The sequence below is a fragment of the Actinoplanes sp. NPDC049548 genome, assembly GCF_040676695.1.
Classification (GTDB): domain Bacteria; phylum Actinomycetota; class Actinomycetes; order Mycobacteriales; family Micromonosporaceae; genus Actinoplanes.
This window is the reverse complement of the sequence record NZ_JBFAPM010000001.1, coordinates 758373-783664: the sequence shown is the minus strand read 5'-3', so window position 1 is coordinate 783664 and position 25292 is coordinate 758373. Positions and strand designations below refer to the sequence as shown.

Here is a 25292-nt window from a genome sequence, read left to right as displayed (position 1 = left end):
ACCAGGCCGACCGTTCAAGCCTGGGAGGCCGGCATGCGGTGCGGCATCTTCCAGCCGGCGGCGAGGCGCGACGGGTGGATGTTGCGTCCTTCACCGAAGAACTCGGTGAACTTCATGATCAAGGGATCCCAGCGCACGGGGTCGACGTAGGACGTCCCCGGGATCAGCAGCTCCTCTTCGACATGGGTACGCAGAACCTCGACCTCGAAGGCTGTGGCGTCGACGGCCGGGGCGCCGATCGCATGGGCGGACACCAGCCGGCATTCAAGCTGGATGGGGCACTGCACGACCCGGGCCGGTCCGACGAGGTCCGACGGTTGGGCGGTGAGGCCGGCGGCCGCGAACTTGTCCCCGACGTGCCGATAACCCTGCCGGCGCTTGTACTCGGGTACGTCGCGGCGTCCGGTGGTCAGGGCGAGCCGGTCGACGGCATCGACCATGCCGGCGTCGGGCAGGTTCAGCACCGCCTCGCCGTCGCGCTTGAGGTTGGCGGCAGTCTGGCTGTGGTCGCTCAATCCGAGCAGGCAGGACCGGCCGAGCCACCAGGCCGACGACATCGGTGCCAGGTTGGTGCCGCCGTTCTCGTTGCGGCTGCTCACCACGACCACGGGGGTGCCGAAGTACAGCACTTTGAGTCCAGGCACGACATGCATCTGCTCTTTCTCCTACTGCTCCGGCGACGACGACGTCCGAGTGGGTCCGCCGTGCTGCCACGATGCCGCCCGGCACCGATCAGTTGCTGGCGGTTTTCGGACGACGCATCCCCCCATCGCCCGCCCGGGACGCACCGCCCGAGCCGGACAGTGCTTCGGCGGTATAGCGTCGGCGGCGGCACCAGCAGCGGCGTCGAGCGGATGAGAGGCGCGTCCATGGCCGAGCAGCGGGCTCAGACCCTCGCCCTGCAGGGGGTGGCGAACCGCATCGTCCGCGGCCTGCTCCGGGTGCCGTTCCTGTCCCGGCTGGTCGGCAGCCGCCTGATCACCCTCTACGTCGTGGGGCGCAAATCCGGGAAACGGTACGCCGTGCCGGTCGCCTACACGCAGCACGAGGGGACGCTACTGATCGGGTCGCCGTTCGCGTGGGGTAAGAACCTGCGGACGGGTACACCGGTGGAGGTGCGATACCGCGGCAAGCGGCGGATGGCGGACGTGCAGGTGATCAGCGACGAGGCCGGAGTGGTCGAGCACTACGCGCTGATCTCGCGCGACAACCGCAACTTCGCCACGTTCAACAAGATCGGCTTCACCGCCGCCGGCGAACCGGATCCCCAGGACCTGCACGACGCGTGGGCCGCGGGCGCCCGGGTCTTCCGGCTGACACTGCGCTGAGGGTTCGGCGCCGCCGGCCGGATGCGAGATCGGCGACCTGGTCAACCCCCAGGCCGACAAGTGCGTGGACATCGCGGCCTGGAACGCCGCCAACGGCGCACCCCTGCAACTGTGGACCTGCAACGGCATGGCGAACCAGAAATGGCACCGGGCGTGACGGGCGGTCCTACGCTCGCCGGGACCTTGGGGCGGCTTTCGTCATGTGTCGGCCAGTTCCTCGGCGAATTCGTCGACGGCCGGATGACCTCGGTGCTTCGCAAGCTGGCTGGCGAGCATGGCTACCCGGTCGTCCGCACGGACCGAGCCTGCCGCCCGAGTCAGCCGCAGCGTCTCCGTCGCGGTCGCCGCGGCGCGTTCGACCTCGTTCGCCTACAGCAATGACTCTGCCAGCCACGACAGGTACAGGGCGGTTTCCCGGCCGGTTTCCTCCCCGTACCCGGCGACTGCCCGCTCGAGTACCGGCACCGCGCGCAGCGGCCGCCGAAGTTGCGTCCACACCCGCCCGGCCATGACCCCGATCTCGTCCTCGGTCAACCAGTACGTCCAGATCGGGTCATCGGCCGGGCGACGGCGCTCATACTCGCTCTCTACCGTGGCGAGTGCCCGCTCAGCTCCGCCCGCCTCGCCGGTCCGCGCGGCGGCCCACGCGATTCGCTCGGCCAGTAGCGCGCGCGTCGTCGCTGACGCTGCCGCCTTCGCTCCGCTGTACGCCGATCGGGCCAGCCGGTCCGCCTCGCGCGGGTCGCCGACATTCGCCTCCTGATACGCGAGTGAGGAAAGGTTGTTCGCTGCTCCCGCGACGTCACCGCCGGCGTGCGATGCCCGGACGCCGACGAGGTAGAGCCGCTTCGCTTCGGCGTACCGGCCGGCATCCGAAGTCACCCAGCCGGCTAGCTGAGCCAGCTCGCCGATTGCCACGAGTAGCCGCCGGCCGACTTTCTCGGTGTACGCGCCGTCGCGGAGGAGCTTGGTTGTCGCGACCAGCTCTGCGGTGACCATGGCGTACGTATCGCTTCCGCCGACATGGTCGTCGAGCTGGCGGAGCTGGTGCACGCGCTGCTCGATCTCCCTCACGGTTCGCACGCCGATGCGGCGTCCAGCCCGGACTTCGTAGATCTGCGGCGGCTCGGCGATCAGCCACTGGTGCGCCAGGTCGACGGCGTTCTCCGCAGTCGGAGTCTCAGCAAGCACGGCAGCGGCAAGCCGTTCGGAATCCCGCGGCCGCCACAGTCCGTCGTCGAGCTTCCATCGTTCCGGCATGGCCGGCGCGGCGACGGCGACCAGGGCGCCGTCGGCGCCCAGCGCGGCGTCCAGGGCGGCTGCGAGTTCCGGGGTAGGTGGTCGCTTGCCCGCCTCGATTCGGGAAAGGTGTCCCGGATCGATGTGGGCGCGACGGGCTATCTCGCGCAGCGACAGGTCACCGCGGAGGCGGTGTACCGCCTGCCCGAACGTTTCCACTGGGCGTCCTCCGGGTGAGGGCCGAAGTGTTGCCAGCGTTGCCGACCTCGTCACTCGGGCGCTGGCAGCACCGATCTCCTATCTTCTTCGCTGCGTGATCGGAAGGCTACAGATGGGGGCGGCGGGTGGTCGGCCGCGAGAAGCTCCACCCGTCGCCTCTTGCAAGGAACCGGCTCCGGTCTCTCGCTGCCCGATCGCGCGGGAGAGGTCCCCCGGCCTCGAACTCCGCGCATCCGCAGCGGAGGCCGGAGCCCCCGACACGGATGCGGAGGCCCCACGATGCCCGGCCAGTGGATTGTTCGGTGGCGGAACGCCAGAGCGCGGAAGGCACTCAAGGCCGCGCAGCAGCACCAAGACCGCGAGCGCGAGGCCGCCCTTCGTCGCCTGCGCGAACTGGCCGCCGGCACCCCGGCATGGAACGAGGACACCCGCGTGATGCCCACCGCGCCGCTGCTGACCCCCGGACAGCGCGACCGCAGCGGACGCCGGCCGTGAACGCCCCACTGCCGGACCCCGACCCGAGAAGGAACCGGGAGCTCTTCACCGAGCGCCTCGGACAGCCGGAGGGCGAGCGGCGGTCACTTCGACGTCGGCTTGACCGTCTCAGAGCTGTTCGGCTTCGGCCGGGCCGACGCGGCCGGCTTGGAAGGCTCGGGCGTCTTCGGCTTGGGCGCAGTCGTCACAACCGGCTTCGGCACCTCGGACGTGGTGGGCTTCGGCGCGGCGGGCTTCGAAGGCTCGGACGGCTTAGGCGCAGTCGTCACAGTCGGCTTCGGCACCTCGGAGGTGGTGGGCTTCGGCGCGGCCGGCTTCGACGGCTCGGACGGCTTGGGAGGGGCCGTCACAGTCGGCTTCGGAGGTTCTGACGTCGTCGGCTTCGGTGCCGGGCCGGGCTGCACGGAACGTGCCTCGATCGTCGTGATCACCCGCTCCGCGCCGGTCTCCGTTCCCGAAAGCCGAAGCCTCGCGCCGACCGGCAGAGCGCTCAGGGCAACGGGAGCGCCATCCAGAGAGACTTTCGCGTCCGCCCTGACCCGCAGGGTCGCCGCAACGGTCGCCAGCTTCACGCTCACCGTGCCGGCGGTGCGGTCCACGCTGACCAGCGTGCCTTCCCACTGCAACGACCTCGCCTGCGAGGTCACCCTCAACAGCGGGCCGCCGTCATTGCCGCCCACCTGCACCCATCCGCCGACCGGAACATTCGCCAGGGTGGTCGGCACGCCGTCGACCAGGGCCGCGGCGTTCACGCCCACCTTGAGGGTGATCGTGACGTTCTTGCCGTTGAGCGTGGTGGCGATCGAGATGGTGCCGTTCGTCGCGTCGACCGCGGTGACCTGACCCGTGATCGGTGCCGGTGCCGGCCGGGCGCTGGGCGAAGTGGTCGGCCCGGGCGAGTCGCCGGCTTTCGTCGGCGCGGTGGTGGGGGCTTCCTTGCCGGGCTCCGACCCGCTCGAAGCATGGGCGGCACCGGTGAACAGGCCGGCGGCGGCGAGGCCCGCAACAGCGGACAGGACAGCTGCGGTCAGACGACGTTGACGCATGTGGGGCTCCATCCGTGGAACGACCTGAGGACGGTGCGAACCATCGGTAGCCACACGGCTGCATGTAGCGGAATCTAAGTTGCCGGCAGGTTGCCACGATGGCCGAGCGGTATAGCGTCGAGCGGGCGGAGGCATGTCCATAACCGAGCAGCGAGCTCAGACCCTCGCCCTGCAGGGGGTGGCGAACCGCATCGTCCGCGGCCTGCTCCGGGTGCCGTTCCTGTCCCGGCTGGTCGGCAACCGCCTGATCACCCTCTACGTCGTGGGGCGCAAATCCGGGAAACGGTACGCCGTGCCGGTCCCCTACACGCAGCACGAGGGGGCATTGCTGATCGGGTCGCCGTTCGCGTGGGGTAGGAACCTGCGCACGGGTACAGCGCCCGTGTCTTCCGGTTGAAGCTGCGATGAGGACCGAGCGGGGAAATCCACCTCAGCACGAGAGCCGACGCTTTCCCCGGGCACATCTCAGAGCAGCGCCGTGACGGCCACGCAGACTGTCGAGATGCCGGCTGCCAGCCAGCCGATCCGGACGAGCGCCGGATCGGTGAGGACCGCCACGACGGGGTGGTGGTCGGGCTTGACCGCTCCAGCGCGCAGCTGCCCGGCACGGTTGTCGGTGAAGCCGTCCAGGACGGTCGCGTTGCTGCCCATCGATGCCTCCTCGTTCGGTCACGACGCCGGCCGCCGCGATGAGACGACTATTCCGGCCGGGAAGCCCGGGTCGCATCGCCAGCAAGCAGGGTTCGCGGACCCCTCGTCTCCGACGAAAGTCGTAGTGCCACTCCTCCCGCAGTTGATCTTCCGGACTGAAGCCGAGGCCACGGGCAGGCTACGGTGGGGTCCTTCGCCGTGAGGGGGTAGGCCGTGATCGACCTGGACCAGCCGCCTCAATACGGGACGCCCCCGAACGGGACCCCGGGAGGCCGTTGGCGCCGGCTCGCCACCGTGCGGGCGCTGGCCATGGTCGTGGTGGTGTCGCTGCTGGCCGGCGCGGTCCTGGGCGGCGTCGCGGCGTACATCTGGTGGTATCGACCGTTGGCGGCTTCGGTGGAGCGGGCGGAGGCTGCGGTCTCGGTGGTGCTCTTCGCGGAGTCCAGCGCGATGACGGTGCACAACGAGCAGGAGCGGGTGCGCCTCGAGACCCAGGTGACGGTCGTCAACGCCGGGCCCGTGCCGGTCAGCGTCCTCGGTGTCCGCGTCGACCAGCCGGGCGTGACCCTCCGCAGCTCGGAGAAGCAACGGTTGATCCAGCCGGCTGCGACGCTCCCGGTCGACGTGGTGGTGGAGTTCGTCTGCGACTCGAAACAGACCGTGGTTCTCGATGCTTCCGTCAGGGTGGAGCCGACGGACGAGCAGGTCCGGGACATCTCGCCGGTAGCCCTCGACAGTTCGCCGTGGATCGAGAGCAGGCTGCGAGTCTGTTCCGGCCTGGGCTGACTCCGCCCGAGCCGGCGACCCCACCCGCGGAGGCCCAGCCGCTCCTGCCACACCACCAGGCCGGCGATTGCTGCCCGAGAAGCGCCCGGACCTGGTCAGACCGCCGGCTTGAGGGGGAACTCGACCGCGGCCGTCTCCACCGTGCCCGCCGTGCGGCCGGGAGCCGTGGTGTGCTGCCAGTACAGGTTCGTGTGGGCGATCACCTTGTCGGGCGGCGGCGCGCCCCAGGCGGACAGGTCCTCCGTCGTGTGGGCGTCCGAGACCAGTGTCGCGTCGTAGCCGCGAGCGAACGCGCCGTGGAGGGTGGAGCGGATGCATGCGTCGGACTGGGCGCCGGCCACCAGGAGGCTGCCGATGCGTCCCTCGGCCAGGACCGACTCGAGGGTGGTGTCTTCGAAGGAGTCGCCGTAGCGCTTGTGGACGACCGGTTCGGTGTCGCGCCGCTGCAGTTCGGGGACGTAGCGCCAGGGTTCGCTGTCGACGGGGAGATCGTCGCTGCTGTGCTGCACCCAGACGATCGGCACGTCGGCGGCGCGGGCCTTGTCGACGAGGGTGGCGATGTTGGCGACGACCTGGTCGCGGTCGTGGGCCTGCCCGACGACGCCGTTCTGCACGTCGATGATCAGCAGGGCTGTGCGGGGGCGGTCGGTGAGTGTGGTCATGTCGGCGATGTTATGCCCGGGGTACGACAGAGAACCGGGCTCGGGCTACGGTCGCGACATGCGATCCGGACGGCGCTATGACGAGCTCGTGGGTGAGGCCGTGGGCGTACCCATCACGGGCTGGGAATTCGCCTGGCTGGACGGCCGGGCCGTCGGGTCGGATCCCTCGTGGTCGTATCCGCTGCTGGCACGGGCGCTGCTGCGGGGGTCGGAGAGCCTGCTCGATCTGGACACCGGGGGTGGGGAGCTGCTCGCCGAGCTGGCTCCGCTGCCGCCGCACACCGTGGCCGTGGAGGGCTGGGCGCCGAACGTGCCCGTGGCGCGGGACCGGCTGACCCCGTTCGGGGTGTCCGTGGTCACCGAACTGCCCGGGGGCGAGGAGGAGTTCGACGTCGTGCTGAGCCGGCACGGGCGGTTGCCGGCCGAGGACATCGCCCGGCTGCTGAAGCAGGGCGGCACGGTGCTGAGCCAGCAGGTCGGCAGCGACGACCTGGCCGACCTGAACGCCGAGCTGGGCGCCCCGCCGCCGGCGCCGCAGCGCTGGACGGCGGAGACGGCCGTCGCGGCGCTGGAGGCGGCCGGGCTGGCGGTCACCGACGTCCGCGAGGAGCGCCCGGCGTTGACCTTCCACGACGTCGGCGCGATCGTCTACCAGCTGCGGGCCGTGCCGTGGCAGGTGCGCGACTTCTCCCCCGAGCGGTACGAGCGGGCACTGCGCCGCATCGACGCGGTGATCCGCACGCACGGGCACTTCACCGTCACCGCGCACCGTTTCCTCGTGCAGGCGTCCCGCCCCTGACGGTCTCTGTCAGTCGAGGAAGTCGGTTCGCCTCCGCCGGGGTACGTCGCCCGCGTCGGCGGGTTCGCGACGCAGGTACGCGTTGAGGTAGAGCAATGCCGCCAGGCTGGCGACCGGCACGCTGAGCAGGACCATTCCGTGGGACACGATGGTTCAGGCCTTCTCTCGTGCCATGTGGAAGTGCTCGATGAGCTCGTACGCGTCGACCTCGGTGTCGCCGTCCATGTCGGCGAAGCAGATCCACGAGCCGCGGGCCATGGCGAAGCCGAAGTGCATCGCCGCCCCCTTGTCCTGGATGTGCGCCGAGGTGACCACGCGGGTCTGCGGCAGGTCGGCGAGGGTCTGCGCCGAGCCGTCGCCGGGGCGGGCGGCCACGGCGATGACCTCGAACGAGACCTGCTGGGAGTGCAGCGCGTCGGCGACGCGCTGCACGGCCTCCCGCAGCCGGCGACCGGCGTTCTGGAAGGGCACGACGACGGTCAGCTCGACAGCGGCGACCGCGTACGGCCAAGGCATGGGGGCGAGGTCACGGGCGGGCCCGGCGACGACGACGGGCGGCACCGCGAGGAGGTTCGTGTGCGTCATGCCCTCAACGTTCGGCCTGCAACCTCAATGCAACCTCATCGGGTGCTCAACAACGGCGCAAAGGTGCTGCGTCGATTCCGCTCAGCACTCCCCCGGACATGTCGATCGTGAAAGAGGACTTACTAGGAGGCACCGGGACGTGACTCAGGGTGACAGTCGGTGGATGGGCGTGGGCTCGTCGGCCGGTCCGGACGGGGAGAAGGCCGGCATGCGGGCGGCGCGGGCGGCGCTGCGGGACCGCGGGGACAGCCGGCTCATCGTCGTGTTCGGCAACCCGCGTCACGACCTGACCGCCGTGCTCCGCGGCATCACCAAGGTCACCGGCGACGTGCCCCTGGTGGGGTGCTCCACGTCGGGTGAGTTCACGGCGGCCGGCCCGATCTTCGACGGCGTGGTGGTCGCCGCGTTCGGCGGCTCGGGATTCCAGTTCGAGACCCGCGCGGTCGAGGGCATCTCGCGGTGCCCGCGGGAGGTGGGCGCCGAGGCGACGGAGAGCGCCGCCACGCTGGCCGAGGGCGGGCACACCGCGATGCTGATGCTGATGGACGGCCGGGTCGAGCGGCAGGAGGAGGTGCTCCGGGGCGCGTACGACACGCTCGGCGCCTCGGTGCCGCTGATCGGCGGGTGCGCCGCGCCGAGCCCGGTCAACGACACCGCGTTCCTGCTGCACGAGGGCAGGGTGCTCACCGACTCCCTGGTGACCGTGGCGATGCGCTCGGAGGCGCCGTTCGGCATCGGGGTGGCGCACGGCTACGAGCCGGTCGGCGACCCGATCCTCGTCACCCGCAGCGGTCCCGGCCGGATCCTGGAGCTCGACGACCGGCCCGCCCTCGACGTCTACCTGGACCGGCTGGGCGCCTCGGAGGAGGCGTACCGGGATCCGCAGGCCTTCGGGCTGTTCGCCCTGGCCCATCCGGTCTGCGTCGACCGGCGCAGCGGCCGCGAGGCGCGCCTGATCAGCGGTGCGGACTTCGCCTCCCGGGCGCTGACCAGCCCGGCGGACATCCGTGAGGGAGGCACCGTGTGGCTCAGCAGCTCCAGCACGGGCACGCTGCTCGACGCCGCGGGATCGGCGCGTGCTGACGCGGTCCGCTCGCTGACCGGGGAGCCGCTGGGAATGCTGGCCTTCGACGGGGTGGGACGCCTGATGATGCTGGGAAGCGAGTCGGGTCCGGAGAACGAGATCCGCCGGCTGTCCGGGGGGAACGCCGAGTTCCCGATCGCGGGCTGCTACTCCGCCGGGGAGATCGCTCGCAGCCGCGGGTTCAACGGCTTCCACAACTACGCCGTCGCCGTGCTGGCGGTGGGCTGATGAGCCTGGCTTCGGGGGTGGGCGCCACCCACCTGCTCGCGGAGTTCGTCGCGCTCATGGCCAGCGTCTCCGACGAGCGCCGCGCCATGCAGGTGGCCGCCGAGCACGCGGCCTCCGCCGCGGAGGCCGAGGTCTGCGCGGTGCTGCGCGACGGCGAGGTGGTGTCGGTGGGGTTCCCGCGACGCGAGTGCCCCGCCGATCTGATGCGGGAGCTGGCTCAGTCGGGTGTACGCCGCGCGCACCTGCCCGGCGTCGGCGAGTGCCACCTGGCCGTGGCCACGATGAGCGGTGAGGTCTCCGGGCACCTGCTCCTGGCCCGCCTGCAGGACCCGTTCTCGCCCGACGAGATCAGCCTGCTGCGCGCGACTGCCCGCGTACTGTCGCTGAGCTTGACGATGATGGAGACCCTGGCCGCCGAGCGCCGGCTGCGGGAGCACAGCGACCAGCAGGCGGCCGAGAACGCCCGGCTGCTGCGCGAGCTGGAGGCGCGGCAGGCGCTGGTGGAGGCCCTGCGGCGGATCGAGGCGGCCATCGCCCGGCGGGACCCGCTGCGGGAGGTCCTGGACACCATCACCGAGGCCGGTCATCTGTTGCTGCACGCCCAGACGTCCGCGCTGCGCCTGCTCGCCGCGCCGGACTCCGACGACCTGCGCCTCGCCGCCGTGGCCGGAGCCACCGAGACCGAGCTCGGGCGCCGGGTCGCGCGGTCCGCGGCGCCGCTGACCGACGCGGCCATGTCGCACCGGCGCCTGGTCGGGGTGGACGACGGCAGCAACGAGCTGCCCGGGACCGCCGCGACGATGTCGTGCCCGGTGATGGAGAACGACGTGGTGGTCGGCGCGCTGACGATCGGGCGGGCCTCCGGACAGGCGCCGTTCACCGAAGGGGACCGGGAGGCGCTGCTGGCGCTGGCCGACCACGCCGGGATGGCGGTCACCGACGCTGCGGCCGTACGCGCGGTGCACGAGGCGCAGCTGGACCCGCTGACCGGCCTGCCCAACCGGGCGATGTTCACCGGCCGGCTGGAGCAGGCGCTGCTGGACGCGCACGACCGGGGCGAGACCGCCGGGGTGCTCTTCATCGACCTGGACCGGTTCAAGCCGGTCAACGACTCGCTGGGGCACGCCGCGGGCGACGCGCTGCTCACCGAGGTGGCCCGCCGGCTGCGCAGCTGCCTGCGTGACGGCGACACCAGCTCCCGGCTGGGCGGCGACGAGTTCGCGGTGCTCCTGCCCGGGGCTGACGTGGCGGACGCGGTGGCGGTCGCCGAGCGCGTCTCGGGCCAGATCCGCTCGCCCTTCGAGGTGCTCGGCAACCTGGTGCACGTGAGCGCGAGCATCGGCGTCGCGGTGAGCACCGCCGGGCAGGACGCCGCCCAGGTCCTGCACGACGCCGACATCGCCATGTACCGCGCCAAGAAGCTCGGTGAGGGCGAAACCCAGGTGTACGTGCCGGAGATGCACGCCGACATGCTGAACCGGCTGCAGCTGGAGACCGACCTGAGCACCGCGCTGGTGCACCGGCAGCTGGTCACCCGCTACTCGCCCGTCATCGACCTGGCCTCGGGATCCGTGGCGGCGGTCACCGTGGCGCCGTACTGGCAGCACCCGCAGCGTGGACTGCTGGCGCCGGAGGAGTTCCTGGCGCTGTCGGCGAAGACCGAGGTGGGTGGCCGGATCGAGCGCTGGCTGCTGGCGCAGGGCTGCCGGGAGCTGGCCGCGTGGCGCAAGGCCGGCGGGACGACCGCCGGCCTGCACCTGCGGCTGGAGGCCCACCAGCTGACCGACGAGCGGTTCCGTGCGGCCGCGCAGAACGTGCTGGGCCTCAACGGCCTGACGCCCGGCGACCTGACCTTCGAGGTCAGCGCCCAGGTTCTGGCCGACGAGGCGGAGAAGGTCTCCGCCCACATCGCGCGCTGGCAGCGCGACGGCTTCAAGATCGCGGTACGCGACTTCGGTTCGGCACCCTTCGCCCTGGCCGACCTCTGCGGCGTGGCACCGGACCTGGTCAAGATCGACCTCGCCGGCAGCACGCCCGCGCTGCCGCCCGAGGCGCGGCGGCGGCTGATCGCGGCCGCCCGGCAGTTCAGCGACGTCGTCGTGGCTCAGGTGGTCGGCACGAAGGAGCAGATCCCCGAGCTGATCGCCGGCGGCTGCCGGTACGGCGAGGGCGGCGTGCTCAGCTCCCCGGTGAGCGCGGCCGACCTGGCCCGCGAGTTTCCGGCGAAGGACGGACAGGACTAACGAGCCGAAGGGCCCAAACGTGGTCCAGAAAGAGGCTAAATCTTTTTGCTTCTTTCACCGATCACGCCTGCGCGCTCGCGGCCGGAGACTGGGCCGGTGCCCGATCACGAACCCCGCTGGTACGACGAGATCCCCGCTCGCGGCCTCTGGCGCACCCGCCGGCGCGACAAGCTCGAGTTTGCCATCGCCGCCCTGCTCCTGACGGGACTGCTCGGCCTGCTCGTCTTCGGCGTGTCGCGCGAGTCCCACGACCGGCCCCGGCCGCAGCCCGCGTCGTCCTCCGATGTCACCGTGCCCACCGGAGTCGGCGAAAGCTGAAGAAGGCAGGGTCGGCGAAAGGTGAAACTGCCCGAACGGGCGAAGTGTGCGCCCAACGGGACGGCCACACTGTCCCGGTGACGAAACAGACTCGCATCGGCCTCATCGCGGCCGCTCTGGTGCTGGTGGTCGGCGGCGGCACCGCCGCGATCGTCAGCGCGGTCACCGGCGACGAGAAACCCGCAGCCGGCACCTTCCAGGACCCGCAGCCGACCACGCCCAGCGCAAAGGCCACGCCCAGCACGCAGGCCGCATCGGCCGACGGCAAGCGGACGATCACCGAGACCGAGCCGATCAAGTTCAAGACCCGGACGGTCAAGGACAACTGGTTGACCAAGGGCGAGCGCGAGAAGCGCACCGACGGCATCGACGGGGTCCGGACCAAGACCTACGAGGTCACCATGTCCGGCGGCAAGGAGACCCACCGCAAGCTGGTGAAGTCGGAGGTCACCCGCAAGCCGGTGGACGAGGTCGTCGCGGTGGGTACGGCCTGAGCTGTCGGCCATCCGTCACGGCCGCCAAACCTAAAATTCAGACAAAAACCCCCCGGCAATACTGGGCGCGGCACCGCTCCGGTGCCCGCATCCACAACGGGGGTAGTGATGCAGTACAAGAGGGAAGCAGCTGCGGCGCTCGCCGCGGCGGCACTGGGCGGCGGCCTGGTCGCCGCCCCGGCGAGCGCGGCCGACCGCGCGACGCTGCCGGTCTTCGCCGTACGCTCGTCCGGCCTCAGCGGCGCGGAGGCGGCGGCGCTCGCCCGCTCGCTGGGCCTGAAGCAGGTGGCGCGCGGCGAGGACGGCAGCGTCCGGTACGCCGCCGAGAAGTCCTTCCTCGCCGTGCCGACCCGCGCCGCCGGCCGCGCCAGGGGCGGGGACGAGGACGGTCAGCCGACCACGACGACGGTGCTGGACGTCGCCGCGCTCAAGCGGCTGCGCACGATCAGCACGAGCGACGCCCTGCGGCGTGCGAGCCGGGCCCTGGCGGCGGCGAAGCTGCTTCCCCGCGACGCCCGCCCCAGCGCGCGCAAGACCACGATCACCGCGGTGGACCGGCGCGGCCGCACGACCGTGTCCGCCGCCCTCGACACCAGCGTCTCGTACGCGTTCACGCTCGCCGGCCTCCCGTACGAGGGCCCCGGCGCCAAGATCCGCCTGTCGTTCGACGGCAAGGGCGTGGTCACCGGCCTCTCCCACAGCACCCGCACGCTGGAGCAGGCGGGTGCTGTCGAGGTGCTCGACGCCGCCGGCGCGCAGGAGCGCTGCGCCAAGGCGATGGGCCGGGGCGTACGCGTCACCGCCGCCAGGCCGATCTACTGGGCACCGGCCCTGACCGCGGCCATGAAGCAGATCGAGCCGAGCCTGCGCTGCGAGGGCGTCGACGCCTCGGGCGCCCAGGCGCAGCGCGTGATCGTGCCGGCCGCGGTCGACGCCACCCTGCCGCCGTCGGAGGAACCGCAGGAGCCGCGGCCCGGCGCCGGGTCGGTCACGTCCCGGGCGTACGGGCGCGTCGACGTCGGCGCCGAGGGCACTGGGGACTGCTCAGGGCTGCCCTACACCGGCAACAACCTGGACAGCTTCAAGGGGCAGTTCACCAGCCGCGGCATCCCGGTGGAGTTCCGATGGCTCAGCCAGAACGCCTACGAGAGCGACTTCAAGGATCCCGCGTTCGGCGGTGACGACAGCAACTTCACCGACCACGTCGACATGACGTACTGGCAGGGCCACGGCGCACCGACCGGCTTCAGCTTCGCCGGGTGCAGCAACCACGACGACTCGTTCCTGGCGAACACCGACGCCCGCTGGGGCAACGGCGACGTCGAGTGGATGAGCCTGTTCACCTGCCTCATCCTCGCCGAGGAGTCGGGCGGGCAGCGGTGGTGGCAGCGCTGGGGTCCCGCGTTCGCCGGGCTGCACCAGATCAACAGCTTCCACACCGTCTCGTACCACAGCGCCTCGCACGGCGGCACGTACGCGAACTACCTGCTGCGCAACCCGTTCCTCTGGTGGAACAAGCCCATGCCGGTCCGCAGCGCCTGGGCGCAGGCCTCGATCGACGACCAGCCGGCCGACGTGGTGTGGGCGAGCATGGGGCCGATCGGTCCCGGCGGCGCGGTGAGCATGAACGACTACTTCTGGGGCAAGGGCCCGGTCAGCGCGGATGTGCCCGCGGGCTCGGTGACCGGCTACTGGTACATCTCCGGCGCCTCCTGAACAACGGCCGGGCCGGCGCCGTCGGTGCGGCGCCGGCCCGCCGGCAGCCAGTGCCGGCGTAGTCGTCGGCACGGCAGGACGAGCGCGTAGAACGCCACGTCGGCGGCGATCTTCCCGGCGAGCGTCCCCAGCGCCAGGTTCCCGGTCACCAGGGGCGCGGCGTAGAGCAGGGCCGGGCGTACCAGCAGCGTGTCCAGCGCCTCGGCGGGACCGAACTCCACGAGCGTGCCCGGCAGTTGCGCCACCACCGCGCGCAGCCACCCTGCGGCAGGCGACCGGGTCGTGTCGCGCCAGAGGATCACCCCGTAGTAGCCCACTGCCTCCGCCACGCTGCCGCCCCACGCGGCGGCGTACGCCGACCCGGTCCCGCGGTGCAGCAGCGCGACCGCCGCCACCGCCGCTGCGGTGCCGACGACCTCGGGCAGCAGATACCGACGCAGCGTCACGCGCTGACCGTACGGGCGCGAAGGCCCAGGTCAGCGGCCTCAAACGAGGGTAGACCGACGGACTAACCGGTTCGGGTGGCCGCGGATTCAAGTCGGGCGCAGGGAACGCTCAAGAGCAGGTCAACCCGGCCGATCGTCCCGCCGTGGAAAATCGGCCGGAGTCTCCTCAGCCGGGTTCCCGCCTCGTACACATCGGGCGGCAACCCATCTTCGACGCGTCCGGCGACATCGCGGGCTACGAGCTGCTGTTCCGCGGCAACACGCAGGCGGTCGCGGCCGACCGCCGGGACGCGTACGCGACCAGCCAGGTCATCGTCAACGCGTTCACCGAGTTCGGTCTGGACGAGGTCGTCGGCGACCGCATGTGCTTCATCAACATGACCCGCGAGTTCCTCACCGGCGAGCTGATCCTGCCGTTCGGCCCGGAGAACGTCGTGCTGGAGGTCCTGGAGACCATCGAGGTGGACGACGCCGTGGTCGCGGGCGTGTCCAACCTCGTCGCGGTCGGGTACCGCATCGCGCTCGACGACTTCGTCGGGGAGTCGGGGCACGAGCGCCTGCTGCCGCTGGCGTCGTACGTGAAGCTGGACCTGCCGAGCTGCGACCCCGCGCGCATCGAGGAGCTGCTGGCGGTCTTCCGCGAGTTCCCGCAGATCCAGATCGTCGCCGAGGGCCTCGAGACCCTCGACGACCTGGCCCTCTGCGACCGCTACGGCATCGAGCTGCGCCAGGGGTACGTCCTGAGCCGCCCCAAGGTCATGACGGCCGCCTGCATCCCGCCCTTCAAGCTGCGCCGGCTGGAGCTGCTCGGGGCCCTGAGCGCCGTGGACGCCGACCTGGACAAGGTCGTGGACATCATCTCCAGCGACCCGGCGCTGACCATGCGCGTCCTGCGCGCCAGCAACAGCGCCGCGGTCGGCTCGATCCAGCGCGTGTCCTCGATCCGGCAGGCCGTGGTGCTGCTGGGCCTGGGCCACATCCGGCGCTGGGCGATGCTCATGGTGATCGACGACGTGGCCGAGACGACCGAGGCGCAGCTGACCAACGCGCTGACCCGGGCGCGCCTGTGCCACAACCTGGCGACCCGCTTCGAGGGCGATCCGGACGCGGCGTTCGTCGCCGGGCTCATCACCGCGGTCGCGGAGCTGCTGGGCATCACGGCCTCGTCGCTGGTGAACCACCTGCCGCTGACCCCGGACCTGTGCGCGGCGCTGACTCGCGGCACCGGCCCGCTCGGCCGGATGCTGCGGGTGGTGGACGCGTACGAGCGCGGCGACATGGCGCAGATGGGGTTCACCCGCCCGGGCAACGACCTCACCGGGGCCGTCATGGACGCGCTGCGCTGGTCCACGCAGACGGTCGCCGCCGCGGCCGGTAGCCGGCTCGCCGTCGCACATTAGGAAAATCGCAGACAGGATTGCCGTTTCCCTGACTGCGGCTGGAGGCGGCGTTGAGGTTCCGCGCCGACACAACCGGCATGACCGTGGCACAGCTTCCCTCGACCGACACCCGGGCCGTTCGCGACGTGCTCCACCACAACGCCCTGCGTACCGTGTTCCAGCCGATCGTGCGGCTCGAGGACGGCACGGTCCGCGGCTACGAGGCGCTGACCCGCTTCGACGACCGGCTGTTCCCCGACCCGGTGCAGGCGTTCGCCTCGGCCAACGAGGCCGGCCTCGGCGTGCAGCTGGAGATCCTCGCGATCGAGCGGGCCCTGCAGCGCCTCGACGACCTGCCGGAGGGCGCCTGGCTGAGCCTGAACGCGTCGGTGGAGGCGCTGCTCACGCCGCGGACGATCAGCCTGCTGCTGTCGCACGCGAACCGCAAGATCGCGGTGGAGCTCACCGAGCACACCCGCGTCACCGACTACTCGGCCCTGCACGAGGTCACGGGCCTGCTCCGCGCGGCCGGCATCCTGCTCGCGGTGGACGACGCGGGCGCCGGCTTCGCGAACCTCAGCCAGATCCTGCAGCTGCGCCCGGACGTCATCAAGCTCGACATCTCCCTGACCCGCGGCATCGACACCGACCCGGTCCGGGCCGCGCTGACCCGCGCCCTGGTCAGCTTCTCCGAGAGCATCGGCGCGCTGCTGATCGCCGAGGGCATCGAGACGTACGCCGAGCACGAGCGGCTCCTGGCGCTGGGCGTCGAGCACGGCCAGGGCTACTACATCGCGCGGCCCGGCTCGCTGCCCGGCCACCACATCGAGCCGCTGCTCTAGGACGCCGGGTACGGCGACGCGGCCAGCAGCCTGGCGAGATGCGCCGCATTGGCGGCCAGCGTCCTGGCGGCCGCGCCGGTGGTGTCCGGCTTCGGCCCCGCGTCCTTGTAGTCCACCTTCCCCATCGCCTCCCCGACCCAGTACGTGCCGCCGGCCGCCGGGATGGTGAACCCGACATCGTTGAGCGCCTGGATCACCTCGGCGAAGACGTGGTGGGCACCGTCCTCGTTACCCACGACCGCGACGACGGCGACCTTGCCGTACATCGACGGCCGCCCCAGCTCGTCGCTCTCGGACAGCTCCGCGTCGAGGCGCTCGAGGACCATCTTCGCGACGCTGGAGGGCTGCCCCATCCAGATGGGGGTGGCGATCACCAGGATGTGGCGTCGAGCACCTGCCGCCCGAGGAGCTCACTGCTCGACTCCTGCCCGGACGTCTTGAGCGAACATCCCAGCACCACGGCCTGCAGCGTCGGTGAATCGGTCATGGCGTCGTCTTGCCCGTACCCGGTTCGCGTCAACCGTTAGGCATGGCGCTGTGGCAGCCGGACGACCACCGCGGTGCCGGTGGGCGCGTGGTCGAGCAGCCTGATGGTGCCGCCGTGCAGCTGGACGATCGTCCGCGCCAGGCTCAGGCCGAGGCCGTGGCCGTGCGTACCGTGGTGGCGCACGTTCCGGCCGCGGTAGAAGCGGTCGAAGACGCGCTCGCGCTCCTCGACCGGCGTACCGATGCCCTCATCGGTGATGCGCAGCTCGGCCATGTCGGCGTCGAGGCGCAGCCCGACGCGGATCTCCCCACCGTCCGGGCTGTATTTGACCGCGTTGGACAACAGGTCGCGGAGCACCTCACGCAACCGGGCGGCGTCGCCCTCGACCACCACCCCATCCGGTACGTCGGTCAGCAGGCGCACGTCGTGGGCGGCGATGTGCTCGGCGGCCGCCGCCACGGCCTCGTCGATGACTCCGGCGAGGTCGACCGGGGCGATGGTCAGCGGAAGATGCCCCGAGTCGAGGCCGGCGAGCTCGAGCAGCGTGGAGATGATCGTCTGAAGGTCGGCGGCGTTGCGGGCGATGGCGTCGACCGACTGCCGGCTGTCGTCGTCGAAGCGGGCGCCGTCCTCGGCCAGGACGCCGGCGTGCACGGCGATGGAGGTCAGCGGAGTACGCAGCTCGTGGCCGACCAGCGAGATGAAGTCGTCCTGGGCCCGGGCCAGCTGGCGGGCGAGCTCCTGGGCCCGGCGCAGCGCGACGAAGACGCCGATCTGCGCGGCCACGCCGTCGAGGAGGACGGTGAGCAGGTTCTCGAGGTCTTCGGCGGCACCGGCGTAGCAGGTCAGCACACCGAGCAGGGAGTCGCCGTCGGTGACCGGCACGGCGATCACGGTGTGGATGCCGTTGCGCAGGCAGATGTCGACGCGTTCCCGTTCGAAGGGGGTGCTGAGGTTCGCGTCGGCGGCGATCTCGGGAACCCAGACCGGCCGCCCGGTCTGCCACACGCGGCCCGTGACGCCCAGCCCCTTCACCGGAGTGTGGCCGAAGAAGTTCCCGGCCTCGAATCCGTCGACGCACCAGTGACCCGCGGCCTGCAGCTCGCCCGAGATCTCGTCGATGAGGAACAGCTCGGCGGCGGGCCAGCCGAGGGTCGTGACGACCGCTTCGAGAACGCGCGGCGCGGCCTCGGCCACGGTGGCCGCCCCCTTGAAGGCCTGTTCCACCCGTAGGTGGCAGGCGCGGAACTGTTCGACGCGCCGCAGCGCGGTGACCTCATGGGCGACCGACACGGCACCGCGGCGCAGTCCGTCGCGCCCGACGATGGGCTGGGCCGTGACGGCGAAGGTCCGGGAGCGGTGCCCCGGCACTTCGACGACGATGTCGGCGTCCCGTACGACCTCTCCGGCACGCGCGCGCATGAGGGGTGTGTCCGCCCACGGCATGGGCCGGTGGTCGGCGTCGTACAGGAAGCCGTCCACGATGCTCCCGTAGTCCTCGGGCACGTCCTCGGTGTCCGGGAAACCGTGGATCTCGCGCAGGGCCCGGTTGAGGACCACGATGTCGCCGCCGGCGTCGCAGGCGAGGACACCGACGGCGAGGCTGTCCAGCAGGGCGCTGAGGAAGCTGTCGCTGTGCTCGGCGCGTTCCTCGGCCGCCCGCTGCCCGCTGAGGTCGGTGATGAAGACGCAGGCCAGCGCCCCGGCCGCGCCGTGGACCACGGTGATCGCGGCGTCGACGAGGATCCGGTGCCCGTCCCGGTGGCGCAGGCTGATCGGCCGGCGCACCGGCCATGCCGGGGGCCGGGCGAACAGGCGGACGAGGGCCTCGCCGACGGGCTGGTCGTTGTAGGCCGGCATGAGGCACTCGTCGAGGTGGCGCCCGTAGATCTCGGTACGGTCGAACCCCAGCAGCCGCTCGGCGGAGGTGTTGAAGCCGACGACGGTGCCGCGGACGTCCACCGCGGCGAGGGCCTGCTGGACGCTGTCGAGCAGGGCGGCGCTGTCGAGGGCCGCGATGACGGTGGACCGCGCCGGTGTCTCGGTCGGGGGCCGGAGCAGCTTCTCGACCTCGAGCAGCTGGGTGGTGTTCTCGTCGCTCCAGCGCCGGGGTTCGGTGTCGAGCACCGTGAGCGCCCCGATCGGCCGGTCCTGCGCGTCGCGTACCGGGACGCTGAGGAAGGACCGTACGCCGTACTCGGTGAGCAGCGGGTGGCTGCTCAGCTCCGGGTCCCCGCCGTCGCGCATGTCGGTGACGGCGAGGACGTGGTCGGCGGAGACGACGTACTTGCACAGTGAGTAGTTCTGGGAGAGTCGCCGTTGGCCGCACAACGGCTCGGGAAGTCCGTGCGCTGCGCTGATGAACTCCTCGCCGTCACCCAGGAGGGTCAGCCCCGCCATGGGTGCGGCGAGCAGGCGCGCTGCGAGTGCGGCGAGCGCATCCATCGGCATCGGCGAGACCGGCAGCAGCAGCCGGTACAGTTCGACGGCCTCCAGCCGTACCGGATCGGTCAGCACATTTCGATCGACTCGCACCACGGCAAGCCATCCCACCCGTCATCTGCTCGGTAGCGCCGTTCCCTGCTCAGGTTGTACAGCCGAGAGACCGGCGAAACCGGAGAAAGGGAAGAAATATGACCGGTCGCCGTAAAAGTTTCCCCGCTGCAACGATCAGCCGGCGGCGATCCGGCCGATGAAGGCGCCGAGGTTGGTCATCGCCCGGTCGATCCGCTCGTCGAGCGAGAGCGTCTCCTCCCGGCGTACCAGCCGCATCTTCGGCTGGCGCTTGCCGCGCAGGTAGAGCGAACAGGCCAGGTCGGCGCACACGTACTCGCCTACGGTGTTGCCCTGCCGCCCGGCGGCACCGGCCAGCGGCGCCACGAACAGCGCCACCCCCGAGGACGCGTGGTCGGTCAGGCAGATCCGGCACATGCTCGACCGCATCGCGGTGGCCCGGCGCGCCTCCGGCCGACGCAGCACGACGCCGGTCGGGCCGTCGGCACCGGGCACGACCAGCAGCGCCCGCAGCGGGGCACCCGGGTCGGTCCAGCCGAGGAAGTCCAGGTCGCGCCACGGAACGCCGTCACCGGTGAGGCCGGCAGGCATCTTGATCCTGCTCGCCTCGCCCTTGCTGCAGTTCACGAACGAGGCCCGGATCGTCCGCTCGTCAAGTGGTTCCATGGCCGCGAAGCTAACCGAGCCACCGCCCCGGGTCACCTGAATTCGGATCAGCCCTAGACCCGCCGTACCGTATGGGCCGCGTCATGGTGGTGCGGCAGCCGGACGATGACCGTGGTGCCGCTGGGTTGATGATCGGTGAGCCGCAGGCTCCCGCCGTGCAGCTGGACGATGGTACGCGCGAGGCTCAGCCCCAACCCGTGACCGTGCGTTCCCTGGTGGCGCACGTTGCTGCCCCGGTAGAAGCGCTCGAAGACGTGGTCGCGTTCCTCGGTCGGCGTGCCGATGCCGTCGTCGGTGATGCGCAGCTCGGCGATCTCGCCGTCGGTGCGGAGGGTGATCTCGACGGCACCACCCTCGGGGCTGTAGTTGACCGCATTGGACAGCAGACCCTCCAGCACCTGCCCGAGGCGTTCCGCGTCGCCGTCGATCACGACAGCGTCCGGCGTCTCGGCGTGGAACCGCAGCGTGTGGTCCGGCGTCCCGACGACGGTCGCCGCGACGACCGCCCCGAGGAGCGCGGCGAGGTCGACGGGCGCCACCTCGAGCGGAAGATGCCCGGAGTCCAGACCCGCGAGCTCGAGCAGGGTGCCGACCATCTCCTGCAGCTCGCCGGCATTGCGCGCGATCGACTCCAGCAACGGATCGTCCTCGGCCCGGCGGTCCTGGTCGTCGGCGAGCACGCTCACGTTGGCGGTGATCGCCGTCAGCGGGGTCCGTAGCTCGTGACCGACGAGCGAGATGAAGTCGTCCTGGGCGCGGGCCAGCTGACGGCCGAGCTCCTCCGCCCGGCGCAGCGCGACGAAGACCCCGATCTGCGCGGCGACACCCTCGAGGAGAACGGTCAGCAGGTCCTTGTCGTACTCGGCGGCGCCGGCATAGCAGGTGAGTACGCCCAGCAGCGAACGCCCGTCGCTGACCGGCACCGCCAGCACGCTGTGGATGCCGTGCCGCAGACAGATGCCGACACGGGTCCTCTCGAACTCCGTGCGCAGGCTGACGGCGTCGGAAAGCTCGGGGATCCAACCGGGCCGGCCGCTCTCCCACACCCGGCCGGTGACCCCCTCACCCTTCACCGGGGTGTGCCCGAAGAACTCCTCCGGCTCCTCCCCTGACGCGCTCCAGTGCCCAACCGCACGCAGCTCGCCGGTGGTCTCCTCGACGAGGTAGAGCTCCGCCGCCGACCATCCCAGCGTGCTCACGACCGCCTCGAGGATGCGAGGGGTCGCCTCGGGCACCGAGACGGCGGACGTCAACGCCCGTTCGACCTCGCGGTGACAGGCCCGGAACCGTTCGACGCGGCGCAGGGCGGTGACCTCATGCGAGACGACCACGGCACCCCGGCGCCCGCCGTCGCCGCCAACGATCGGCCGGGCGGTCACGGACAACCGGCGTTCCCGGTGCCCGGGCATCTCGATGACGAGGTCGGTCTCCGGCACGTACTCGCCCGCCAAGGCACGCATCAGCGGGGTGTCCTCCACCGCGACGGCCTGGTGGTCCGCGTCGTACAGCTTGCCGTTCAGGGACTCCATGAAGTCGATGGGCACATCACCGGTCGCCGGCAACCCGTGCAACTCCCGGAGGGCACGGTTCATCAGGACGATGCGGCCCTCGGCGTCGCAGGCCGCCACGCCCACGGAAAGGCTGTCGAGCAGCGCGGCGAGATACCCCGCGTTGCGGTCCGCCCGTTCCTCCACGGCCAGGTGCCGGGTCACGTCCGTCATGAAGACGCAGGCGAGCGGCCCCGCAGACCCCGGGATGACGGTGAGCTCCAGCTCCACCTGCACCCGATGACCTGCCCGGTGCCGCAGGCTGAGCTGCCGGCGTACCGGATGAGCGGGAGCCGCCGCGAACAGCCGGCCCAGAGCCGCACCGACCGGCCCGTTGCCGTAGTAGGGCTCGAGGCAGTCGTCGAGCCGGCGACCGCACACGTCGGCGCGGGTGAACCCCAGCAGATGCTCCGCGGCATGGTTGAACCCGACGACCGTCTCGCGGGTGTCGACCACGACGACGGCCTGGGGAACGCTTTCGATCAGGGCGAAGCTGTCCAGCCCCGCAATAGCCTCAGCGTCCGGACGACGAGGCCCGCCGCTCACGCGTTGATGGCCTGAGACGCCACACATCCGGCGGCCGTGAAATCGTGCCCGTGCCGACCGGCGTCGGCGAGCCGCTGAACGACGGAGACGAGCTCGCTGTTGGGGGTCGGCTTGAGCAGCAGCGCGCAGGCCCCCGACTCGGCGACCCCGGGATCGCCCGGCTGAAGCTGCCCGGTGAGGATCGCGATGGGGGTGTCGGCCAGCTCGGCATCGCCACGAACAGCCCGGATCAGCTCCCACCCGTCCATCCGAGGCATCCCCAGATCGGTGAGAATCACGTCCGGCCGATGCTCCCGAGCCATGTCGAAGGCCGCGGCACCGTCCGGAGCCCGAAGAACCGTCATCCCGGCACGGGTGAAGACACGCTCAAGGATCATCGCGATGTCATCGACGTCCTCGGCGATGAGCAAGACAGTCATGTCCGAGCTCCGGCAGCTGGAAGTAAAAGTCGCTACCACTATCGTCCTGCCCGAGACCCCACCGCCCGTTTTCCTTCCAAAACCATTTGAAGTCGGACAAATCACGCGTCTAAACTCACCCATTAGAGCTTTTTTTCGTACGCCCTCAATGCGACGTCGGCTCAAGACACCCGAACTCGGCCGCCGCCCCGGTGACCTCCACCATCAGCCGCTCGGGCCGCACGTCCCCGACGACGCAGCCGGCCTCCGGGAAGCTCACCGCGTACACGACACCCGGCGCAGCCGTCATGGCAGCGACCTGCACCGCGTCCTCGTCGATCCCCAGATCGAGCAACGCCTGCCGAGTGGAACCCGGGGCAAAATCCCCGGCCTTGCGCAACGTCGCCAGCCGGGGCCGGATTCGGCCGGCCAGCCGCTCCCCCGCCTGCTGCTCGTCATAGGTCAGCTCATGCCGCCGCTTCCACCCATTGTTGTCGGCATTGTTCGGAGCCGCGTCCCCAACCGGTCCCTCCCGCTCGACCGGCGGCGCCACCGACGCCGACGCCGACGGTTTCGGCGACGAGTCCCCGTCGCGAGTCCCTGGTGTCGCACAACCCGCCGCCACGAGGGCGGCCACGACGCCCGGCACCCACCGACCCTTCACTCGGGCCTCCCGATGGTGAGAAACGGAACCGGGCACTCAGCACACGTGCACTCGGTAAGACTGTCGCACCGAGCCTCAACCACCTCCGCAAGCGCCGCCCGCACCGCGACCAGATCAGCCATCCGCCGATCGATCTCGGTGATCTTCCCGGCAACCCGCTGCTGCAGATCCGGCCCGGGATGCCGCCGCCGCCCGGCATCCAGCAGCTCCGCCACCTCATCCAGCGTGAACCCGAGCCGTTGCGCAGCCTTGATCACCTGCAGCAGCGCGACGGTGTCGGGCGGATAGATCCGGTGCCCGCCGAGCGACCGGTCCGGCTCGGCGAGCAACCCTCGCCGCTCGTAGTACCGCAAGGTCTGCACGTTGACGCCGGCCCGCTCGGCGACCTCCCCGGTCCGCAGCCCGCTGTTCATCGGATGCCGCGCGCACGCTGCGTCAGCGCGGCCAAGACGTCGCCGTGCTGCGGCGGAACCTCGATATCCAAGACGACCGGGTCTTCACCGGTCACCCCGAAGGTGAAGAAGCTGCAGCATTCGGTCTCGCGGGCGGTGAGGTCGCGCGTGGTGTCGGCGAGGCCGGGCTCGCCGGTCAGCTTCAGGCGGGTGTGGGTCAGGCTGAGCTGCTCGATCTCCCGTAGGTGAGAGAAGAGCGCATCGAACTCGCGTAGCCGGAAGGGCTGCTCGGCGGTGGGCAGCGTGCACGCATCCGGGACGACGTACGACATGGTGGGCCTCCTCGTGGCGGTGTCCGTACGACCTTAAGCCTGTACCTGGGTACCGGATATAAGTCCCGCTACTGTGCGGGCTGCCATGAACGATGATCACGTCTTCCGAACGCCGCCACGCTCTGCTGTGCTGGCCGGAGGGTTCCTGCTCGGCGCCGGCTTCTTCGGCGTGGCTTCTGCCACCTCGACTTCCATGGGGGCCCGCGTCCCGCTCGGCATCGTGGCGCTGATCTTCCTGGTCGTTGCCGTGCGCTGCGCCGCCATGCGGATCGTCGCGGATGCCTCCGGCCTCAAGCTGTACGGATCACTCTTCAGCCAGCGGATCCCGTGGGCTTCCATCGAGGCCGTCGTCGCCGGCGAGACCGAGGTGGATGCCCAGGCCTTCGGCGTCCGTACCCCGATCATCATTCTGACCACCGGCCGGAAGGTGAAGGCCCAGCCGGTCTCGTCCCACAGCTTCTTCGGCGGCAGCGAGACCGCCGCCGACCACATCGCCGGCCAGCTGGAAGACCTCCGGAGATCGAACTCCGGACCACCGCGACCCGCAAACGGCCGACAAAATCAGCCGACGCGACTACCCCGTAGCGGTTAGATCGCCGGTGTCACTCGCGTTTGAGTTCATTAGCGTCGAAGTGTGACCCTCTCCTTGACGACGATCATCATCACTTCGTGGTCGGCCTTCGCAACGATGAGCGTGATCGCAGCGGCGATCTGGCTGCGGGGGCGCGGCCGTGGGACATCGCGGCTGTTCGGCCGGGGCTTCCCATCGCCGGTGCGACTCTCCCCTCGCAAGGCCCGGCCGGACTCGGCTGCGCTCGAGCAAGCTCACCGGTTGTGGCTCGATGGGCTGGCCGGCAAGAGCGGCTGGGATGAGCTCTCGGACACGGGACGGCACCACCTGCCGCCGGAGCTGCTGAAGATGTCGACGTACCGCCTCGGCCCGGACAGGATTGCGCGTGCCAAGGTGCCAGACCAGAACTGATCTCACCGGCGCGCCACCGCTTGCCGCGCACCTGCAATCCAAGGAGTGACGTTCCTGCGGTTTAAGGCTCGGCTCCCGCATGACAACCGAGAGTCTTGTCGCCCGGTAACTAGAACAAGACGGGAGCCCGATCAGCGGCGGGATGTGACCCCGCCGGGGAATGGGTCTTGGAACACGTGGGATCTAATTGACGCCTCCGGGGAG

General features: G+C 70.9%; 30 protein-coding genes and 1 pseudogene. 16 read left to right on the top strand and 15 right to left on the bottom strand.

Going from position 1 to position 25292, the window contains the following annotated elements; translation table 11 throughout:
* Positions 1–14: 14 nt before the first annotated feature.
* On the bottom strand, positions 15–653 hold the full coding sequence (locus AB0J80_RS03790; protein WP_364699969.1) for a flavin reductase family protein: 639 nt from the start codon (positions 651–653) through the stop codon (positions 15–17).
* A 216-nt stretch (positions 654–869) separates the two neighbouring features.
* Between AB0J80_RS03790 and AB0J80_RS03785 the strand changes: the two genes are divergently transcribed.
* Together AB0J80_RS03785 and AB0J80_RS03780 are read left to right on the top strand one after the other, a co-directional pair.
* Positions 870–1328, top strand: a complete 459-nt coding sequence (locus AB0J80_RS03785) for a hypothetical protein (protein ID WP_364699967.1) — start codon at positions 870–872, stop codon at positions 1326–1328.
* Positions 1329–1359: 31 nt separating this feature from the next.
* Positions 1360–1485 (top strand): annotated as a pseudogene (locus AB0J80_RS03780) (ricin-type beta-trefoil lectin domain protein); the annotation flags it as partial.
* 212 nt (positions 1486–1697) lie between these two features.
* Here the strand turns inward: AB0J80_RS03780 and AB0J80_RS03775 are convergent.
* Entirely contained in the window at positions 1698–2786 is a 1089-nt protein-coding gene (locus AB0J80_RS03775; protein WP_364699965.1) for a helix-turn-helix transcriptional regulator, read from the bottom strand.
* 279 nt (positions 2787–3065) lie between these two features.
* On the opposite strand from AB0J80_RS03775, the gene AB0J80_RS03770 reads away from it, so the two are divergent.
* The 3 genes from AB0J80_RS03770 to AB0J80_RS03760 all read left to right on the top strand — a co-directional run bounded on the left by AB0J80_RS03770 (position 3066) and on the right by AB0J80_RS03760 (position 4724).
* Positions 3066–3281, top strand: coding sequence for a hypothetical protein (locus tag AB0J80_RS03770; RefSeq protein WP_364699963.1), 216 nt, complete (start codon positions 3066–3068; stop codon positions 3279–3281).
* A gap of 99 nt (positions 3282–3380) precedes the next feature.
* Entirely contained in the window at positions 3381–4124 is a 744-nt protein-coding gene (locus AB0J80_RS03765; RefSeq protein ID WP_364699961.1) for a hypothetical protein, read from the top strand.
* 336 nt (positions 4125–4460) lie between these two features.
* Positions 4461–4724, top strand: coding sequence for a hypothetical protein (locus tag AB0J80_RS03760; RefSeq protein WP_364699959.1), 264 nt, complete (start codon positions 4461–4463; stop codon positions 4722–4724).
* 68 nt (positions 4725–4792) lie between these two features.
* Here AB0J80_RS03760 and AB0J80_RS03755 read toward each other — a convergent pair whose 3' ends face one another.
* Entirely contained in the window at positions 4793–4978 is a 186-nt protein-coding gene (locus AB0J80_RS03755) for a hypothetical protein (protein WP_364699957.1), read from the bottom strand.
* Between the two features lie 213 nt (positions 4979–5191).
* Here AB0J80_RS03755 and AB0J80_RS03750 point away from each other — a divergent pair, with 213 nt between their 5' ends.
* Positions 5192–5764 carry a hypothetical protein gene (locus AB0J80_RS03750; RefSeq protein WP_364699955.1) on the top strand — a complete coding sequence of 191 codons (573 nt, stop codon included), beginning with the start codon at positions 5192–5194 and terminating at the stop codon, positions 5762–5764.
* 95 nt (positions 5765–5859) lie between these two features.
* Here the strand turns inward: AB0J80_RS03750 and AB0J80_RS03745 are convergent, their stop codons facing one another.
* Positions 5860–6426 (bottom strand): isochorismatase family protein, encoded by a 567-nt coding sequence (locus AB0J80_RS03745; RefSeq protein WP_364699953.1) that lies wholly within the window; start codon positions 6424–6426, stop codon positions 5860–5862.
* A gap of 58 nt (positions 6427–6484) precedes the next feature.
* Between AB0J80_RS03745 and AB0J80_RS03740 the strand changes: the two genes are divergently transcribed.
* Positions 6485–7225 carry a methyltransferase gene (locus AB0J80_RS03740; RefSeq protein WP_364699951.1) on the top strand — a complete coding sequence of 247 codons (741 nt, stop codon included), beginning with the start codon at positions 6485–6487 and terminating at the stop codon, positions 7223–7225.
* Positions 7226–7234: 9 nt separating this feature from the next.
* Here the strand turns inward: AB0J80_RS03740 and AB0J80_RS03735 are convergent, their stop codons facing one another.
* Both AB0J80_RS03735 and AB0J80_RS03730 read right to left on the bottom strand, forming a co-directional pair.
* Complete coding sequence (locus tag AB0J80_RS03735; RefSeq protein WP_364699949.1) at positions 7235–7372, bottom strand: hypothetical protein; 138 nt, start codon at positions 7370–7372, stop codon at positions 7235–7237.
* Positions 7373–7378: 6 nt separating this feature from the next.
* Complete coding sequence (locus tag AB0J80_RS03730) at positions 7379–7810, bottom strand: glycosyltransferase (RefSeq protein WP_364699947.1); 432 nt, start codon at positions 7808–7810, stop codon at positions 7379–7381.
* Between the two features lie 163 nt (positions 7811–7973).
* Between AB0J80_RS03730 and AB0J80_RS03725 the strand changes: the two genes are divergently transcribed.
* The 5 genes from AB0J80_RS03725 to AB0J80_RS03705 all read left to right on the top strand — a co-directional run bounded on the left by AB0J80_RS03725 (position 7974) and on the right by AB0J80_RS03705 (position 13893).
* Complete coding sequence (locus AB0J80_RS03725; RefSeq protein ID WP_364699945.1) at positions 7974–9122, top strand: FIST N-terminal domain-containing protein; 1149 nt, start codon at positions 7974–7976, stop codon at positions 9120–9122.
* A complete protein-coding gene (locus AB0J80_RS03720; RefSeq protein ID WP_364699943.1) occupies positions 9122–11365 on the top strand; it encodes a diguanylate cyclase in 2244 nt (747 codons plus the stop codon). Before AB0J80_RS03725 ends, AB0J80_RS03720 begins: the two co-directional genes overlap by 1 nt.
* A gap of 96 nt (positions 11366–11461) precedes the next feature.
* A complete protein-coding gene (locus tag AB0J80_RS03715; RefSeq protein ID WP_364699941.1) occupies positions 11462–11683 on the top strand; it encodes a hypothetical protein in 222 nt (73 codons plus the stop codon).
* 77 nt (positions 11684–11760) lie between these two features.
* Positions 11761–12177 (top strand): G5 domain-containing protein, encoded by a 417-nt coding sequence (locus AB0J80_RS03710; protein ID WP_364699939.1) that lies wholly within the window; start codon positions 11761–11763, stop codon positions 12175–12177.
* A gap of 108 nt (positions 12178–12285) precedes the next feature.
* Positions 12286–13893, top strand: a complete 1608-nt coding sequence (locus tag AB0J80_RS03705; protein ID WP_364699937.1) for a DUF6345 domain-containing protein — start codon at positions 12286–12288, stop codon at positions 13891–13893.
* Here the strand turns inward: AB0J80_RS03705 and AB0J80_RS03700 are convergent.
* Complete coding sequence (locus AB0J80_RS03700; protein ID WP_364699935.1) at positions 13866–14339, bottom strand: hypothetical protein; 474 nt, start codon at positions 14337–14339, stop codon at positions 13866–13868. The genes AB0J80_RS03705 and AB0J80_RS03700 overlap by 28 nt on opposite strands.
* 143 nt (positions 14340–14482) lie before the next feature.
* Here AB0J80_RS03700 and AB0J80_RS03695 point away from each other — a divergent pair, with 143 nt between their 5' ends.
* Positions 14483–15739, top strand: coding sequence for an HDOD domain-containing protein (locus AB0J80_RS03695; RefSeq protein WP_364699933.1), 1257 nt, complete (start codon positions 14483–14485; stop codon positions 15737–15739).
* Positions 15740–15816: 77 nt separating this feature from the next.
* Positions 15817–16560 (top strand): EAL domain-containing protein, encoded by a 744-nt coding sequence (locus AB0J80_RS03690; protein ID WP_364699932.1) that lies wholly within the window; start codon positions 15817–15819, stop codon positions 16558–16560.
* Here AB0J80_RS03690 and AB0J80_RS03685 read toward each other — a convergent pair.
* From AB0J80_RS03685 to AB0J80_RS03650, 8 genes are all read right to left on the bottom strand, one after another.
* A complete protein-coding gene (locus AB0J80_RS03685) occupies positions 16557–16934 on the bottom strand; it encodes a hypothetical protein (RefSeq protein ID WP_364699930.1) in 378 nt (125 codons plus the stop codon). The genes AB0J80_RS03690 and AB0J80_RS03685 overlap by 4 nt on opposite strands.
* 149 nt (positions 16935–17083) lie before the next feature.
* On the bottom strand, positions 17084–19582 hold the full coding sequence (locus AB0J80_RS03680) for an ATP-binding protein (protein WP_364699928.1): 2499 nt from the start codon (positions 19580–19582) through the stop codon (positions 17084–17086).
* Between the two features lie 135 nt (positions 19583–19717).
* Positions 19718–20227, bottom strand: coding sequence for an FBP domain-containing protein (locus AB0J80_RS03675; protein WP_364699926.1), 510 nt, complete (start codon positions 20225–20227; stop codon positions 19718–19720).
* A gap of 53 nt (positions 20228–20280) precedes the next feature.
* Complete coding sequence (locus tag AB0J80_RS03670; RefSeq protein ID WP_364699924.1) at positions 20281–22320, bottom strand: PAS domain-containing sensor histidine kinase; 2040 nt, start codon at positions 22318–22320, stop codon at positions 20281–20283.
* The gene (locus tag AB0J80_RS03665; RefSeq protein ID WP_364699922.1) at positions 22317–22739 is read right to left on the bottom strand and encodes a response regulator; all 423 of its coding nucleotides are present in this window, start codon (positions 22737–22739) and stop codon (positions 22317–22319) included. Before AB0J80_RS03665 ends, AB0J80_RS03670 begins: the two co-directional genes overlap by 4 nt.
* Positions 22740–22884: 145 nt before the next feature.
* Complete coding sequence (locus tag AB0J80_RS03660) at positions 22885–23382, bottom strand: hypothetical protein (protein ID WP_364699920.1); 498 nt, start codon at positions 23380–23382, stop codon at positions 22885–22887.
* Positions 23379–23795 (bottom strand): MerR family transcriptional regulator, encoded by a 417-nt coding sequence (locus AB0J80_RS03655; protein WP_364699918.1) that lies wholly within the window; start codon positions 23793–23795, stop codon positions 23379–23381. The genes AB0J80_RS03660 and AB0J80_RS03655 overlap by 4 nt, the downstream gene beginning before the upstream one ends.
* Positions 23792–24106: a hypothetical protein gene (locus tag AB0J80_RS03650; RefSeq protein WP_364699916.1), complete on the bottom strand. Its 315-nt coding sequence runs from the start codon at positions 24104–24106 to the stop codon at positions 23792–23794. The genes AB0J80_RS03655 and AB0J80_RS03650 overlap by 4 nt, the downstream gene beginning before the upstream one ends.
* 85 nt (positions 24107–24191) lie before the next feature.
* Here AB0J80_RS03650 and AB0J80_RS03645 point away from each other — a divergent pair, with 85 nt between their 5' ends.
* Positions 24192–24698 (top strand): hypothetical protein, encoded by a 507-nt coding sequence (locus AB0J80_RS03645; RefSeq protein WP_364699914.1) that lies wholly within the window; start codon positions 24192–24194, stop codon positions 24696–24698.
* A 42-nt stretch (positions 24699–24740) separates the two neighbouring features.
* Positions 24741–25088 (top strand): hypothetical protein, encoded by a 348-nt coding sequence (locus AB0J80_RS03640; RefSeq protein ID WP_364699912.1) that lies wholly within the window; start codon positions 24741–24743, stop codon positions 25086–25088.
* Positions 25089–25292: the final 204 nt, after the last annotated feature.